13 protein-coding genes, 11 tRNA genes and 1 rRNA gene are annotated in these 11,298 nt (G+C 39.9%); 3 read left to right on the top strand and 22 right to left on the bottom strand.

Features of this window, described 5'->3' with window-relative positions; translation table 11 throughout:
• The 13 genes from PZE06_RS24535 to PZE06_RS24475 form a co-directional block, all read right to left on the bottom strand.
• A 16S ribosomal RNA gene (locus PZE06_RS24535) occupies positions 1-85 on the bottom strand; the annotation flags it as partial.
• A gap of 128 nt (positions 86-213) precedes the next feature.
• Positions 214-287, bottom strand: a tRNA-Gly gene (locus PZE06_RS24530).
• A gap of 61 nt (positions 288-348) precedes the next feature.
• Positions 349-425 (bottom strand) — tRNA-Pro (locus tag PZE06_RS24525).
• Positions 426-430: 5 nt separating this feature from the next.
• Positions 431-507: transfer RNA gene (locus PZE06_RS24520), tRNA-Arg, on the bottom strand.
• A gap of 74 nt (positions 508-581) precedes the next feature.
• A tRNA-Leu gene (locus PZE06_RS24515) sits at positions 582-667 on the bottom strand.
• A 66-nt stretch (positions 668-733) separates the two neighbouring features.
• A tRNA-Leu gene (locus tag PZE06_RS24510) sits at positions 734-818 on the bottom strand.
• Positions 819-836: 18 nt separating this feature from the next.
• A tRNA-Lys gene (locus tag PZE06_RS24505) sits at positions 837-912 on the bottom strand.
• A gap of 159 nt (positions 913-1,071) precedes the next feature.
• Positions 1,072-1,146: transfer RNA gene (locus tag PZE06_RS24500), tRNA-Gln, on the bottom strand.
• Positions 1,147-1,160: 14 nt separating this feature from the next.
• Positions 1,161-1,237 (bottom strand) — tRNA-Asp (locus PZE06_RS24495).
• Positions 1,238-1,391: 154 nt separating this feature from the next.
• Positions 1,392-1,466, bottom strand: a tRNA-Glu gene (locus tag PZE06_RS24490).
• 11 nt (positions 1,467-1,477) lie between these two features.
• Positions 1,478-1,568 (bottom strand) — tRNA-Ser (locus tag PZE06_RS24485).
• Between the two features lie 14 nt (positions 1,569-1,582).
• A tRNA-Asn gene (locus PZE06_RS24480) sits at positions 1,583-1,657 on the bottom strand.
• Between the two features lie 290 nt (positions 1,658-1,947).
• Positions 1,948-2,409, bottom strand: coding sequence for a SprT family protein (locus tag PZE06_RS24475; RefSeq protein WP_150917489.1), 462 nt, complete (start codon positions 2,407-2,409; stop codon positions 1,948-1,950).
• 94 nt (positions 2,410-2,503) lie between these two features.
• On the opposite strand from PZE06_RS24475, the gene cmpA reads away from it, so the two are divergent.
• Positions 2,504-2,617 carry a cortex morphogenetic protein CmpA gene (cmpA, locus tag PZE06_RS24470; RefSeq protein ID WP_087946650.1) on the top strand — a complete coding sequence of 38 codons (114 nt, stop codon included), beginning with the start codon at positions 2,504-2,506 and terminating at the stop codon, positions 2,615-2,617.
• Between the two features lie 316 nt (positions 2,618-2,933).
• Here the strand turns inward: cmpA and PZE06_RS24465 are convergent, their stop codons facing one another.
• The 9 genes from PZE06_RS24465 to PZE06_RS24425 form a co-directional block, all read right to left on the bottom strand.
• Positions 2,934-5,099: a Tex family protein gene (locus tag PZE06_RS24465; RefSeq protein WP_191963290.1), complete on the bottom strand. Its 2,166-nt coding sequence runs from the start codon at positions 5,097-5,099 to the stop codon at positions 2,934-2,936.
• 446 nt (positions 5,100-5,545) lie between these two features.
• The gene (locus tag PZE06_RS24460) at positions 5,546-6,142 is read right to left on the bottom strand and encodes a PP2C family serine/threonine-protein phosphatase (RefSeq protein WP_150917495.1); all 597 of its coding nucleotides are present in this window, start codon (positions 6,140-6,142) and stop codon (positions 5,546-5,548) included.
• Positions 6,139-6,933, bottom strand: coding sequence for an RNA polymerase sigma factor SigB (gene sigB / locus PZE06_RS24455; protein ID WP_150917498.1), 795 nt, complete (start codon positions 6,931-6,933; stop codon positions 6,139-6,141). Before sigB ends, PZE06_RS24460 begins: the two co-directional genes overlap by 4 nt.
• Complete coding sequence (rsbW, locus tag PZE06_RS24450; RefSeq protein WP_150917501.1) at positions 6,911-7,387, bottom strand: anti-sigma B factor RsbW; 477 nt, start codon at positions 7,385-7,387, stop codon at positions 6,911-6,913. Before rsbW ends, sigB begins: the two co-directional genes overlap by 23 nt.
• Positions 7,384-7,716 (bottom strand): anti-sigma factor antagonist, encoded by a 333-nt coding sequence (locus tag PZE06_RS24445; RefSeq protein ID WP_150917504.1) that lies wholly within the window; start codon positions 7,714-7,716, stop codon positions 7,384-7,386. The genes rsbW and PZE06_RS24445 overlap by 4 nt, the downstream gene beginning before the upstream one ends.
• A gap of 57 nt (positions 7,717-7,773) precedes the next feature.
• Complete coding sequence (locus PZE06_RS24440) at positions 7,774-8,784, bottom strand: PP2C family protein-serine/threonine phosphatase (RefSeq protein ID WP_150917507.1); 1,011 nt, start codon at positions 8,782-8,784, stop codon at positions 7,774-7,776.
• 12 nt (positions 8,785-8,796) lie between these two features.
• Positions 8,797-9,198, bottom strand: a complete 402-nt coding sequence (locus PZE06_RS24435) for an anti-sigma regulatory factor (protein WP_150917510.1) — start codon at positions 9,196-9,198, stop codon at positions 8,797-8,799.
• 4 nt (positions 9,199-9,202) lie between these two features.
• On the bottom strand, positions 9,203-9,559 hold the full coding sequence (locus PZE06_RS24430; RefSeq protein WP_095311777.1) for an STAS domain-containing protein: 357 nt from the start codon (positions 9,557-9,559) through the stop codon (positions 9,203-9,205).
• Positions 9,556-10,389, bottom strand: a complete 834-nt coding sequence (locus PZE06_RS24425) for an RsbT co-antagonist protein RsbRA (protein ID WP_150917512.1) — start codon at positions 10,387-10,389, stop codon at positions 9,556-9,558. Before PZE06_RS24425 ends, PZE06_RS24430 begins: the two co-directional genes overlap by 4 nt.
• A 472-nt stretch (positions 10,390-10,861) precedes the next feature.
• On the opposite strand from PZE06_RS24425, the gene PZE06_RS24420 reads away from it, so the two are divergent.
• Entirely contained in the window at positions 10,862-11,035 is a 174-nt protein-coding gene (locus PZE06_RS24420) for a hypothetical protein (RefSeq protein ID WP_191963289.1), read from the top strand.
• On the top strand, positions 11,026-11,298 hold a 273-nt coding region (locus PZE06_RS32155; protein ID WP_483314085.1), incomplete at its 3' end, for a hypothetical protein. The genes PZE06_RS24420 and PZE06_RS32155, both read left to right, overlap by 10 nt.

The following is an 11,298-nucleotide window of genomic DNA, read 5'->3' as shown; positions in this document are numbered from 1 at the left end:
AAGCTTTCTTGTGCAAGCGCTCGACTTGCATGTATTAGGCACGCCGCCAGCGTTCGTCCTGAGCCAGGATCAAACTCTCCAAAAAAGAGTAAGATTAGCTCTTATGTTTAAAATAAACGTTGGCTAGCTTTGGCTCTCACAAGAGTGCCTCCACTATAATTTGTTGACGTATGATTTGTTTAGTTTTCAAAGTGCAATTGTGTAAAATTTTGTTGGAGCGGGTGATGGGAATCGAACCCACGACAACAGCTTGGAAGGCTGTGGTTTTACCATTAAACTACACCCGCATTTATTATTGTAATTTCACTTAATCTTCCCTGCTCTATCTTGGTCGTGCGTAACAACTCATGGTCGGGAAGACAGGATTCGAACCTGCGACCCCTTGGTCCCAAACCAAGTGCTCTACCAAGCTGAGCTACTTCCCGATGTATGGCGCGCCCGAGAGGAGTCGAACCCCTAACCTTTTGATCCGTAGTCAAACGCTCTATCCAATTGAGCTACGGGCGCATCCTATCCGAAAGACAACTTAATCATTATATCACGATAATAATCTGATTGTCAACAATTCTTTCAAAACTTTTTGGTGCGGCCGAGAGGACTTGAACCTCCACGGGGTCGCCCCCACTAGGCCCTCAACCTAGCGCGTCTGCCATTCCGCCACGACCGCATTATTCTAAAGAAGCGATAAATAATATTATACGTAAAAATAATATTATTTTCAAGTGGTAATTAATGGTGCGGGTGAAGGGAGTCGAACCCCCACGCCTTGCGGCGCTAGATCCTAAGTCTAGTGCGTCTGCCAATTCCGCCACACCCGCATATTAAATGAAAAAACTTGGTGAGCCATGAAGGACTCGAACCTTCGACCCTCTGATTAAAAGTCAGATGCTCTACCGACTGAGCTAATGGCTCTAAATTAAATAAGTGCTACTGCCAAATTCTTTAAGGCATCTGTGATGTTACCATCTCAGAAAGAGCATTCAAATGGCGGATCGACAGGCATAACAGATAACAAATTCACAAATAAATTGCCCCGCTACTGTACCGACTAAAGAATCACTTCTAAAAAATTGGCTGGGCTAGCAGGATTCGAACCTACGAATGACGGAGTCAAAGTCCGTTGCCTTACCACTTGGCTATAGCCCATTATTAAAAATTAATGGCGGTCCGGACGGGACTCGAACCCGCGACCTCCTGCGTGACAGGCAGGCATTCTAACCAACTGAACTACCGGACCAATGTTTTTTCACGATAGTGAAAATAACTTTCCTTTGTCTTTTTCGACGTAGGAGAAAATAGCTTTCCTTCCTTTTTTCACACTAGTGAAAATGACAATTTTTCGCGTTAGCAAAATCTTTTCAATGAAATAAAGGAAACAGGTTGAGAAGAATTGGTGACCCGTACGGGATTCGAACCCGTGTTACCGCCGTGAAAGGGCGGTGTCTTAACCGCTTGACCAACGGGCCATTCAGAAAAATGGCGGAGAAGGAGGGATTTGAACCCTCGCGCCGCTCGCGCGACCTACACCCTTAGCAGGGGCGCCTCTTCAGCCTCTTGAGTACTTCCCCATAATCCAAAATGGTGGCTCCGCGGGTAGGATTCGAACCTACGACCGATCGGTTAACAGCCGATTGCTCTACCACTGAGCTACCGCGGAATAAAAATTATTTTGTTCCTAAACCTATTATCCATTACCGATTGTCCTCATCTCAGAAAGACAAACCAAGTAGCAACTCGATGAGTACAACTCGCAGCACTTTCATGATGCTTTGCTCGTTGCTCTACCACTGAGCTACCGCGGAATAATATGTTTTTTTCCGTCTCTCTTTTATCGACTCTTCATATTATAATGAGATGTTATATCCAAGTCAAGAACAAAAATATAAGTATTTTCGACTTATATAATTGTGCGACGGAAATATAAATTAACATCCTTTTTTTGAAATGTCAACCATTTATTTTGATAAGTTTACCTCGGCACTTGCCACATACATATCGCAATACATTTACAGCTCTCTTTCTTTTAAAGACCTGACCACAATGGGAACATTTATAAACATGTAGCTTATAAGTGCGTTTTCTCTCCGGATGATAGGGCAATACGTTACAAAAACGGGGTGCTCCAACCTTTTTCAAAAGCTTTTTAAAGTCAGCATCACGATGCTGATAGCCTTTTCCTTCCAAATGAAGATGGTAGTGGCAAAGCTCGTGCTTAATAATGCCGATTAATTCTTCCTTACCCAACTGTTCCAAATACTTTCGGTTTATTTCAATATTATGGGACTTCAATAAATAGCGGCCACCCGTTGTGCGTAAACGATTATTAAAAATCGCTTTATGTTTGAATGGCTTTTGGAAAAACTCCAGTGACAACTTCTCAACAAGCCCTTGTAATTGAAATTCCTCCATAAAACGTTTTCCTCTCCATTATAAGTAAACATGACAACCTATTATAGCATACATTGTATATACCCTTTGAATTCTAAAACTGGGAGGTCTCAACATGCCAACTTGGTTCCAAAATCAAATGCAAAGAGCCTTTCTTGAGAAAAATCGCCATCAAATTAAATTGCTGAATCAATGCTGGTTCTTTTACAGAAAAAAACACTGCTCCTAAACATGCGCTGTTTAAAAGCAAAAAATTGCGATACATTCCCTAATGCTTAAGCCGCACAAATTATTAGAGGCTGCTCTCTCGATAATGAAACTTTCACATACCTGTTTTGCATAACTGAAAGGGTTCCATAAAACGATAGGAGAAACCCGTTTTCTCCTATCGTTTTATGGGGTCAGAAAGCAACATCAGCATCATACTAGCCTAATAAACGCATTGTTTTTAGTCGTCCCATGCGATAATTATTCAATAAACCAGGCTCGACAATAAACAAGCTACACAATCTAAATCCGAATGTGCAGCTTGTCATTTTGCATCACTATTCCTGCGGTGACAACATTGTCAGGGCAACTCTTCCTTTTTTCACATCAACAGAATCCACCCATACAGTAACGACGTCACCAACTGAGACAACATCGAGAGGGTGCTTGACAAACCCTCGTTTTAATTTAGAAATATGGACAAGGCCGTCTTGTTTCACACCGATATCTACAAACGCTCCGAAATCGACGACATTTCTTACTGTTCCTTGGAGTTCCATACCTGCTTTAAGATCTTCAAGTTTTAATACATCCTTTTTTAGCAAAGGTTTTGGGAGATCGTCTCGCGGATCGCGCTCAGGACTCATTAATGCATCAATAATATCCTTTAACGTAAGCTCCCCTATTTCAAGCTCTGCAGAGATATCCTTTATATCAACCTTTGACAATACGGTTTTTAACGCTTCTGAACCAAGGTCGTTCGTTGTAAATCCAATATTGCTTAAAAGACGCTTTACTTCAGGATAACTTTCCGGGTGAATGCTTGTACGATCAAGCGGTTCAGTGCCATCGATCACTCTTAAAAAGCCAATTGCCTGTTCATAAGTTTTCGCACCCAATCTCGGAATTTTCTTTAACTGCTCCCTTTTGCTAAACTTTCCTTCTTCATCACGCTTTTTCACAATATTATTGGCAACTGCTTTAGACAGTCCAGCTACATATTGTAGCAATGACGCAGATGCCGTATTCACATTTACTCCAACTTGGTTAACAGTCGTCTCCACCACGAAAGTGAGCGATTCATTCAATCTTTTTTGCGAAACATCATGCTGATATTGCCCAACCCCAACGGACTTTGGATCGATCTTTACCAATTCCGCAAGCGGGTCTTGAAGTCGTCGAGCAATTGATACCGCACTTCTTTCTTCGACTTGAAAATCAGGAAACTCTTCACGAGCGATATCGGAAGCTGAATAGACACTAGCACCTGCTTCATTAACAATTAAATAAAAGATCGCCTCTTCTTCTTCCTTTAGTATATCTGCAACAAATTGTTCTGTTTCTCTTGAAGCTGTTCCATTTCCAATGGCTACAACCTCAACGCCATATTGATTCAGAATTGCTTTAACCTTTTCCTTCGCTTCCTTCGGTTTAGCACTTGGAGGATGTGGATAAACAACATCTATCTTTAAAACCTTTCCTGTTTCATCTACGACAGCGAGCTTGCAACCTGTGCGATAGGCAGGATCCACTCCAAGCACGACTTTTCCTTTTAACGGTGGTTGCAGCAAGAGCTTCCGCAAATTCTCTGAAAAGATATGGATGGCCTGCTCTTCCGCTTTTTCCGTTAATTCACCGCGAATTTCTCGCTCAATCGAAGGCTGAATTAAACGTTTATAGCCATCTTCAATTGCCTCTGCAACGAGCTGTGCCGTAATGGCTTTTGTATTTTTAATCCATTTTTTATTCAAGTAAGTTAAAATACGCTCCACATTCGGTTTTAGAGAAGTCCTTAAAATTTCTTCCTTTTCTCCACGGTTTAACGCTAAAATACGGTGAGGGACAATTTTATGGACTGGTTCAGAATAGTCATAGTACATTTCATAAACATTCTTTTCGTCTTTTTCTGCATCTTTAACAGAAGATTCAATAATGCTCGACTTAAAGGTTTCCGTTCGAATCCATTTGCGTCCATCTGCATCATCCGAAACCGTTTCTGCAATAATATCCTTCGCACCAGACAAAGCATCATCTACTGTGACAACTTCCTTCTCTTCAGATAAAAATTCTTTTGCTTTCTCTTCTATTGAGCCAGCAGTCGGAAAAGTTAATATCCAGTCAGCCAGTGGCTCCAGCCCTTTTTCCTTGGCAACAGTTGCCTTTGTTCTTCTTTTTTGCTTATAAGGACGATATAAATCCTCGACCTCCTGCAGCTTTAGCGAAGCATCGATTTGTTGTTTGAGCTCTGGAGTTAGCTTGCCCTGCTCTTCAATCAAACGAATAACTTCTTCTTTTCTCTGCTCTAAGTTTTGTATGTAATTCCATCTTTCCATGATATTTCGTATTTGTACTTCATCAAGAGCGCCTGTTTGCTCTTTACGATAACGGGCAATAAACGGGACCGTATTGCCATCATTCAGCAAAGAAATAACATTTTTTACTGATTTAAAAGATATTGCTTGCTCAGCAGCAATCATTTTTAAAATAGGTTCTTGCTTATCCATTGTTTGCTCCACGAAACGTTCCTCCAACATTTATGATATTGTCACCTTCTACTTATTCTATCAAAAGTAAGAAACCGATTGCACATTTGAAGGTCAATGTGTTTTTGCCCACGGCCGATCACAAGCAGCTAGAACACATAAATAAGGAATTTAGCGGACGAAAACAACCGCCTTCCAAATTAAGCAAACAACCAATTATCCTTAACGTAAAAGGCGGTCGAATGCCATTCACTTTTCACCTTTGCGTAGTTGGTTCATTTTGTGTAATGCCAAAGTGTTTCACATGCCTTTTGCTAAAAGAATCCTCTGATTCCATGTGATGTAGGAATACAAGCTTGCTCTAATGGAATCAAGCTAATTATCAGCACCGCCATAAAAAGAAGCAAACAAAAAAGCACCTGAGTCCTCTTCTTATTAGTGAAGCATGAGGAATAACAGGTACTCATTTAATATAATTTCCCAATGATAAAAGTCGCATCATCAGCAAAAGGAAATGGCCTATTTTTTATTTCTTCCGCAATGCTGCTCAATGATCTGATCGGATTCAACAAACTTTTTAACCCATTGAAATGAAAGCCATCCGAATAAATTAAAAAAGTTGAATATTGCTCATAAGAATAATTCTGTGTTCGAAAACTTTGCGGCTTACCAGATAAGTAACCCGTTACTGGTAGCGGGTATGTTAATTTCCCGGAAGAAGAGTAAAGGAAAAAACGGATATTCCCAACACAACTATAAACAAATTCCCTCTTCGAGAAATACACTTTAAAAATCGCTACTGCAGCTCCCCTTTTTTCTGCTAATTCTGCATTACACCTTCGCATAATCGTCTCTACATCTTCACTATGGTATTGCTTGACGATGGCTACAACCGCGGTAGCTGATTCATAAGCATTTTCTCCACTACCAAGTCCATCTGCTAAAACACAGATAAAATAGTCATCTGTACTTAAATAAAAATAATCATCTCCACATTGGACATTGCCTTCTTTTGTTCGTTGATAAGCGAATACTTCAACATCACCTGTAACGTAATGTTTCATGAATGACACTCCGTGTTAGTATCATCTGCTAATATCGCTTCTTTTAATTTTTTTATTGCTCTCCGCTGTAATCTTGACACATGCATCTGTGAAATCCCCAATTTTTCGCCCGTCTCCTTTTGGCTTAAATTATCTAAATAAGTGTACTGAACTATTTCCCTCTCACGATCTGTTAATACGTAGAGAACCTTTTCCAGCACCAATCTTTGATTGACTTTTTCATACCCTGAATCCTCTTTTCCTACAATGTCTAACAGGGTTACCGTACCGCCCTCTGAATCGGCTTCAAAAGTGTGATTAATTGACAAAGCTTGATAGCTTTTCCCCATTTCCATTGCTTCTAACACATCTTCTTCCGATACATCCAACGCTTGTGCAATTTCATAAATTTTTGGTGAGCGGTGAAGAGTTGTTGTCAACGACTCAACTGTCTTCTTAATTTTGGGTCCAATTTCTTTAATTCTTCTAGGCACATGAACACTCCACGTTTTATCTCGCAAAAACCGTTTAATTTCTCCGATGATAGTGGGAACAGCAAATGCTTCAAAGCTTTTTCCCACTTTAGCATCATAACGTCTAATTGCTCCAAGCAATCCAATAACACCGACTTGAACCATATCCTCATGATAGGAGCGTCCCTTTGAATACTTACGAGCAATATTTTCTATTAAAGGTTTATAATGCAGAACGAGTTTTGCCTGTGCTTCTTCATCTTCATAAAGCTGAAAGGATTGAATATACTCATCTATCTCCTCTTTTGTTAGCTGATTAGGGTGAGATTGTTTTTGCACCACTCTCCACCTTCTCTCCCTCCAGGTATTTCGTCATTAAGACGGTCACACCTTCGTTGTGGTGAAATTTCACCTCATCCATCAATGTCTCAATCAGGTAGAGGCCTAATCCTCCCTCACGCATATACTCAATTGATTCTTTCTGCTGATCGTATGGGCCAATTTTTTTTCTTAATTCTTGCAAATCAAAACTTACCCCGCGATCAGCCACAATAATTTCCAACCGATCCTTATAAAGGCTATAACCAATCGATACTTCACCTTTATCTTTAGATTTATAGGCATGCTGGGCAGCATTCGTACAAGCTTCACTAACTGCAATCTTTAAATCTTCAATTTCATCGTATGAAAAACCCATTCTTCCAGCGATGCCAGAAGCTGTGAGCCGAATAACTCCCACATATTCTGGCTTAGCAGGAATTTTCATCTCGATATAATCATAAGGTTGGCTCATTCTTCTTCACCTTCATTCTGACTGTTAATATCCATGATTTCTGCTAAACCAGTGATCTCGAATAATCTTATAAGACGCTTTGATAAGCCAATAAGTTTCAGTTCACCATCTTTGGAACGAATGCTTTTAAAGACCCCGACGAATACTCCTAATCCTGTACTATCCATGTACCCAACATCAGTCAAGTCCACTACCATATTCACCTGTTCTTGTTCAGAAAGTGGAAAGAGGGTTTCTCGAAGCTTCGGGGCTGTATAAGCGTCTATTTCACCAGCTAATTTCACCTCTAGTAAGTTGTCATGTTCCATTACCTCTATTTTGATGTTCATAACCGACCTACCTCTCCCCTTATCAGTCTTATTCTCAATTACCCTTTACCGTGAATATTAAACACGTCTTTTAATAATAATGAGGGTAAAATCGTCTCTTAATTGAAAATCTTGCAGTTTCTCCAAATCTTTAAAGATGTTGTTGACAATTTCTTGAGCGGAACAATGAATATATTTGCGAATGTAGTTAAGTAAGGTTTCTTTTTCCACAAACCCCTCATCCGTGCGGCACTCTGTTACACCATCTGACAACAAAATGATCATATCGCCTGGATGAATATTCTTTTCATACTGTCTGTACTTTGTCTTCTTATCGATCCCAAGCATAAGCCCCTTTGCATAAATCTCGGAAAACTCCCTTTTCTTCCCATCGTAATAAAATCCAGGTTCATGGCCTGCGGACGCATATGAAAAGACGTGCCGTGCATAATCGTACATCCCATAAAACATCGTTATAAACATGCTCGGATCGACATTCTGTTCGACCACCCGATTTAAATTTTCCAATAGCATGCTCGGCTCATTTCGATTAGCGGGAATGCTGTCCATTGCGTACTTAATCATCGACATACATAACGCGGCAGGAATCCCCTTTCCAATAACGTCAGCAATGGCAATACTGATGCAATCATTCTCGTCCTCTACAAAATTATAATAATCCCCGTTCATCAATCTTGCCGGCACACTTATCGCTCCGATATCTAGCCCTTCAACTGACGGAATCTTGGTCTCTAATAAAGTTTGCTGAACATTTGCTGCAATTTCAATTTCCGATCTAAGTTCTTTTTGCTGATTGCGCAGACTTTGGTGCTCACGATAAGCAAAGCCGTATCCAAGCATAATCTCTAGTAAAATATCAAAGGAATGCACAACATATTCAGGCATATCCGGATAAATTTCTTGTAAAATCATTTTATGTAAGCTAATGATCTCTTCAGGAGTAACCTGATTCTCGATCGATTTTCTACTGAATTTTTGTCCTATGTATAATGTCGATTCTGATTGTTCTTTTATATACTTCGTTAGAATGTCTCGATATTTCGCTTCCATCACTTCACGAAAAGGCATACAACGTTCCCCCTAGCGGATCCATTTAGTTGCAACTATTTCTGTCCCTTTTCCTTTGGATGATACAATATCGAATTCATCCATTAGTCTTTTAACTCCAGGCAATCCGGCTCCAAGTCCACCGGAGGTTGAATATCCATCTTCCATCGCCAATCGAATGTCATTAATCCCAGGTCCATTATCTATGGCTACAATTCGCAATCCCGCATGTCCCTTATCATAGATTTTTTCGATACGTACCCGGCCCTTGTTTGCATAGATAAAAATATTTCTTGCTAATTCACTAATAGCTGTAGTTATACGCGCTTGGTCGACGATGCCAAACCCTAGCTCCTTAGCAACATTTCGGCCTAATTGCCTTGCCGCAACGATGTCCCATTCAGTCTGGATATTTACGCAGGATTGGTTTTCCATTCATTTATTCCCCCAATTCCTGTTGTAATTTCTCCAGGCCCTTTTCTAAGTCTAAAGATGTCATAACATCATTCAAACTAATACCTAGCTCGATTAATGTAATGGCTACGGCTGGCTGGATACCGGTAATAACCACTTTTGCTCCCATGAGCTTTGACATACTAATGACATCTCCTAATACTTTGGCAATGAACGAATCAATAAAATCGATGGATGTAATGTCTATCACGACCCCACTTGCCCCTATTTCATGAATTTTATGTAAAAGATCCTCTTGGAACTGCAGAGCTGTCTGGTCGTCTAACTCCCATTGGATCGATACAAGCAAACAATCGTATAATTTCAAAATGGGAATTCTCACGATTTTTCACCTACTTGTATAATCTTCTTATTGACTAACTCTAACGCTGCCTCCATCCCCTTTTTCAAAGTATTTTTCGTAGTAATTTGATTGAGGTCGATACCCAAATTAACAATCGTTTGTGCGATTTCAGGTCGTATGCCCACAAGCATGCATCTTGCTCCTACCAACCTCACAGCATCCGCTGCCTGGATGATATGGTGAGCTACCATCGTGTCCACAACAGGAACTCCCGTAATATCAATCAACACAACTTCGGAACGATGCTTGACAACTCCATTTAGAAGATTCTCCATAATCTGCTTTGCCCTTTCAGTATCGATTGCTCCAATCAGGGGCATTACTGAAATCCCATCAAATACCGGAATTAACGGTGCTGATAATTCTTGCAAAGCAATTTTTTGCAATGACACGGTTCGCTCCCACGTAGTCGAATAAATATTCACCACTTCATTCGTCATTGGATTTGTCCACCGATCGATATCGTAAAAAAGCTTCATTTCATCTTCTTTCCCAACAAGCTTCTCCTCTTTAATTCCTTCAAAAACGATCGAAGCAAATACCTGGATACCTTCAGTTACAAAGCTCAGGGGCCAGCCAAGCTTCACAACTTTTTCAGCAAAATCGTGCAAGCGCTCACTATATTCCTCATTTGTATCATTTAAATTCGAGCTAACCATTTCCACGAATTCACGGCTTGTGCTGACAAACACTTGATTGGAGACAACCTTCAGCACACGCTCATCTGACTTCTCCTTCATCCGTTCAACCCATTCGTTTAAAATATCTTCCTTCTGCTCCTGTATGTATTTATTAATAATTCTGTTCATGTCCTCAACTCCCATCTAACTTCCTCTTTTATTTTTATGATATCAATTGTCAGAACTTGAAACAATTTAATATTGGTACCACTTAGGATCAACATTTATTATCCTTATGACCTACTTGCTTCTACACTAAGACTGTTTTATTTACCCTTTTTCTCATTTACTAAACTCCTTCAAAAGGACTATTATAAGTGTAATTTGGATGATTGAAGTTTATATTGAGCCTGCAAAGAGGTTTAATAGCCAACTCCACCTGGACTTTAGGGCATCCGTATAAAAACATCGTGACGATGATACAACAAACGATAGGAGGAATCTCGTTTTCTCCTATCGCTTCATGAAATCAGAGAGAAAATGAACCAAAAATCAACAAAGACATATCACAAACCTTTTGACAAAAATACGCAGTCCAAAATCAAATTATAGAAAAAAATGTATTGAAGAAATTGAGAAGCGAAAATACGGAGGTGATTTTATGAAAAAAAGCTTCTATATTTGGGGGCTCATTTTTTTATCAGCTCTACTTTTTGTTGGAGATAACTATCACATTTCAGAACTGTCTACTGAAAATCCATCAATAGAAAAACTTTTTGAATCTAATGCTTATGATGAAGCGAGTAAAAATATGGTGTTTCCAGTATGGGAGTAAGGCAAAGTGAGGAAATTTTATCTGTTGGCATACATGATACTCAATATATAGACGAGGTTCAGCAATACTTTGAAAAATATCTTTCAACACCCAAGAAAAACCCCAGAATTAAAGACGGAGGCTGTCCTTTCTTATCTATAAGAAAAACCGGGCAAAAACCGCCCGGTCCCTTTTTGTCTAGCGAATATCCGAAATTTTATACTCTATACCGTGTACTCCTTTGTAATACTCGGGATACATTTCTCCTCCGCATTTTTCACACG

The sequence above is a fragment of the Robertmurraya sp. DFI.2.37 genome (assembly GCF_029211245.1).
Classification (GTDB): Bacteria; Bacillota; Bacilli; order Bacillales; family Cytobacillaceae; genus Robertmurraya; species Robertmurraya methanolica_A.
The sequence above is the reverse complement of the archived record's forward strand: the minus strand, read 5'-3'. Positions and strand labels throughout refer to the sequence as shown.

Excerpts from the sequence above, each read along its gene's own strand:
- PZE06_RS24475 (WP_150917489.1), bottom strand. The coding sequence starts at position 2,409 with ATGGAGGAATTTCAATTACAAGGGCTTGTTGAGAAGTTGTCACTGGAG.
- PZE06_RS24435 (WP_150917510.1), bottom strand. The coding sequence starts at position 9,198 with ATGGAAAACCAATCCTGCGTAAATATCCAGACTGAATGGGACATCGTT.
- rsbW (WP_150917501.1), bottom strand. The coding sequence starts at position 7,387 with ATGAGCCAACCTTATGATTATATCGAGATGAAAATTCCTGCTAAGCCA.
- PZE06_RS24420 (WP_191963289.1), top strand. The coding sequence starts at position 10,862 with ATGAAAAAAAGCTTCTATATTTGGGGGCTCATTTTTTTATCAGCTCTA.
- PZE06_RS24445 (WP_150917504.1), bottom strand. The coding sequence starts at position 7,716 with ATGAACATCAAAATAGAGGTAATGGAACATGACAACTTACTAGAGGTG.
- cmpA (WP_087946650.1), top strand. The coding sequence starts at position 2,504 with ATGCCAACTTGGTTCCAAAATCAAATGCAAAGAGCCTTTCTTGAGAAA.
- PZE06_RS24440 (WP_150917507.1), bottom strand. The coding sequence starts at position 8,784 with ATGCCTTTTCGTGAAGTGATGGAAGCGAAATATCGAGACATTCTAACG.
- PZE06_RS24460 (WP_150917495.1), bottom strand. The coding sequence starts at position 6,142 with ATGAAACATTACGTTACAGGTGATGTTGAAGTATTCGCTTATCAACGA.
- PZE06_RS24465 (WP_191963290.1), bottom strand. The coding sequence starts at position 5,099 with ATGGATAAGCAAGAACCTATTTTAAAAATGATTGCTGCTGAGCAAGCA.
- PZE06_RS24425 (WP_150917512.1), bottom strand. The coding sequence starts at position 10,389 with ATGAACAGAATTATTAATAAATACATACAGGAGCAGAAGGAAGATATT.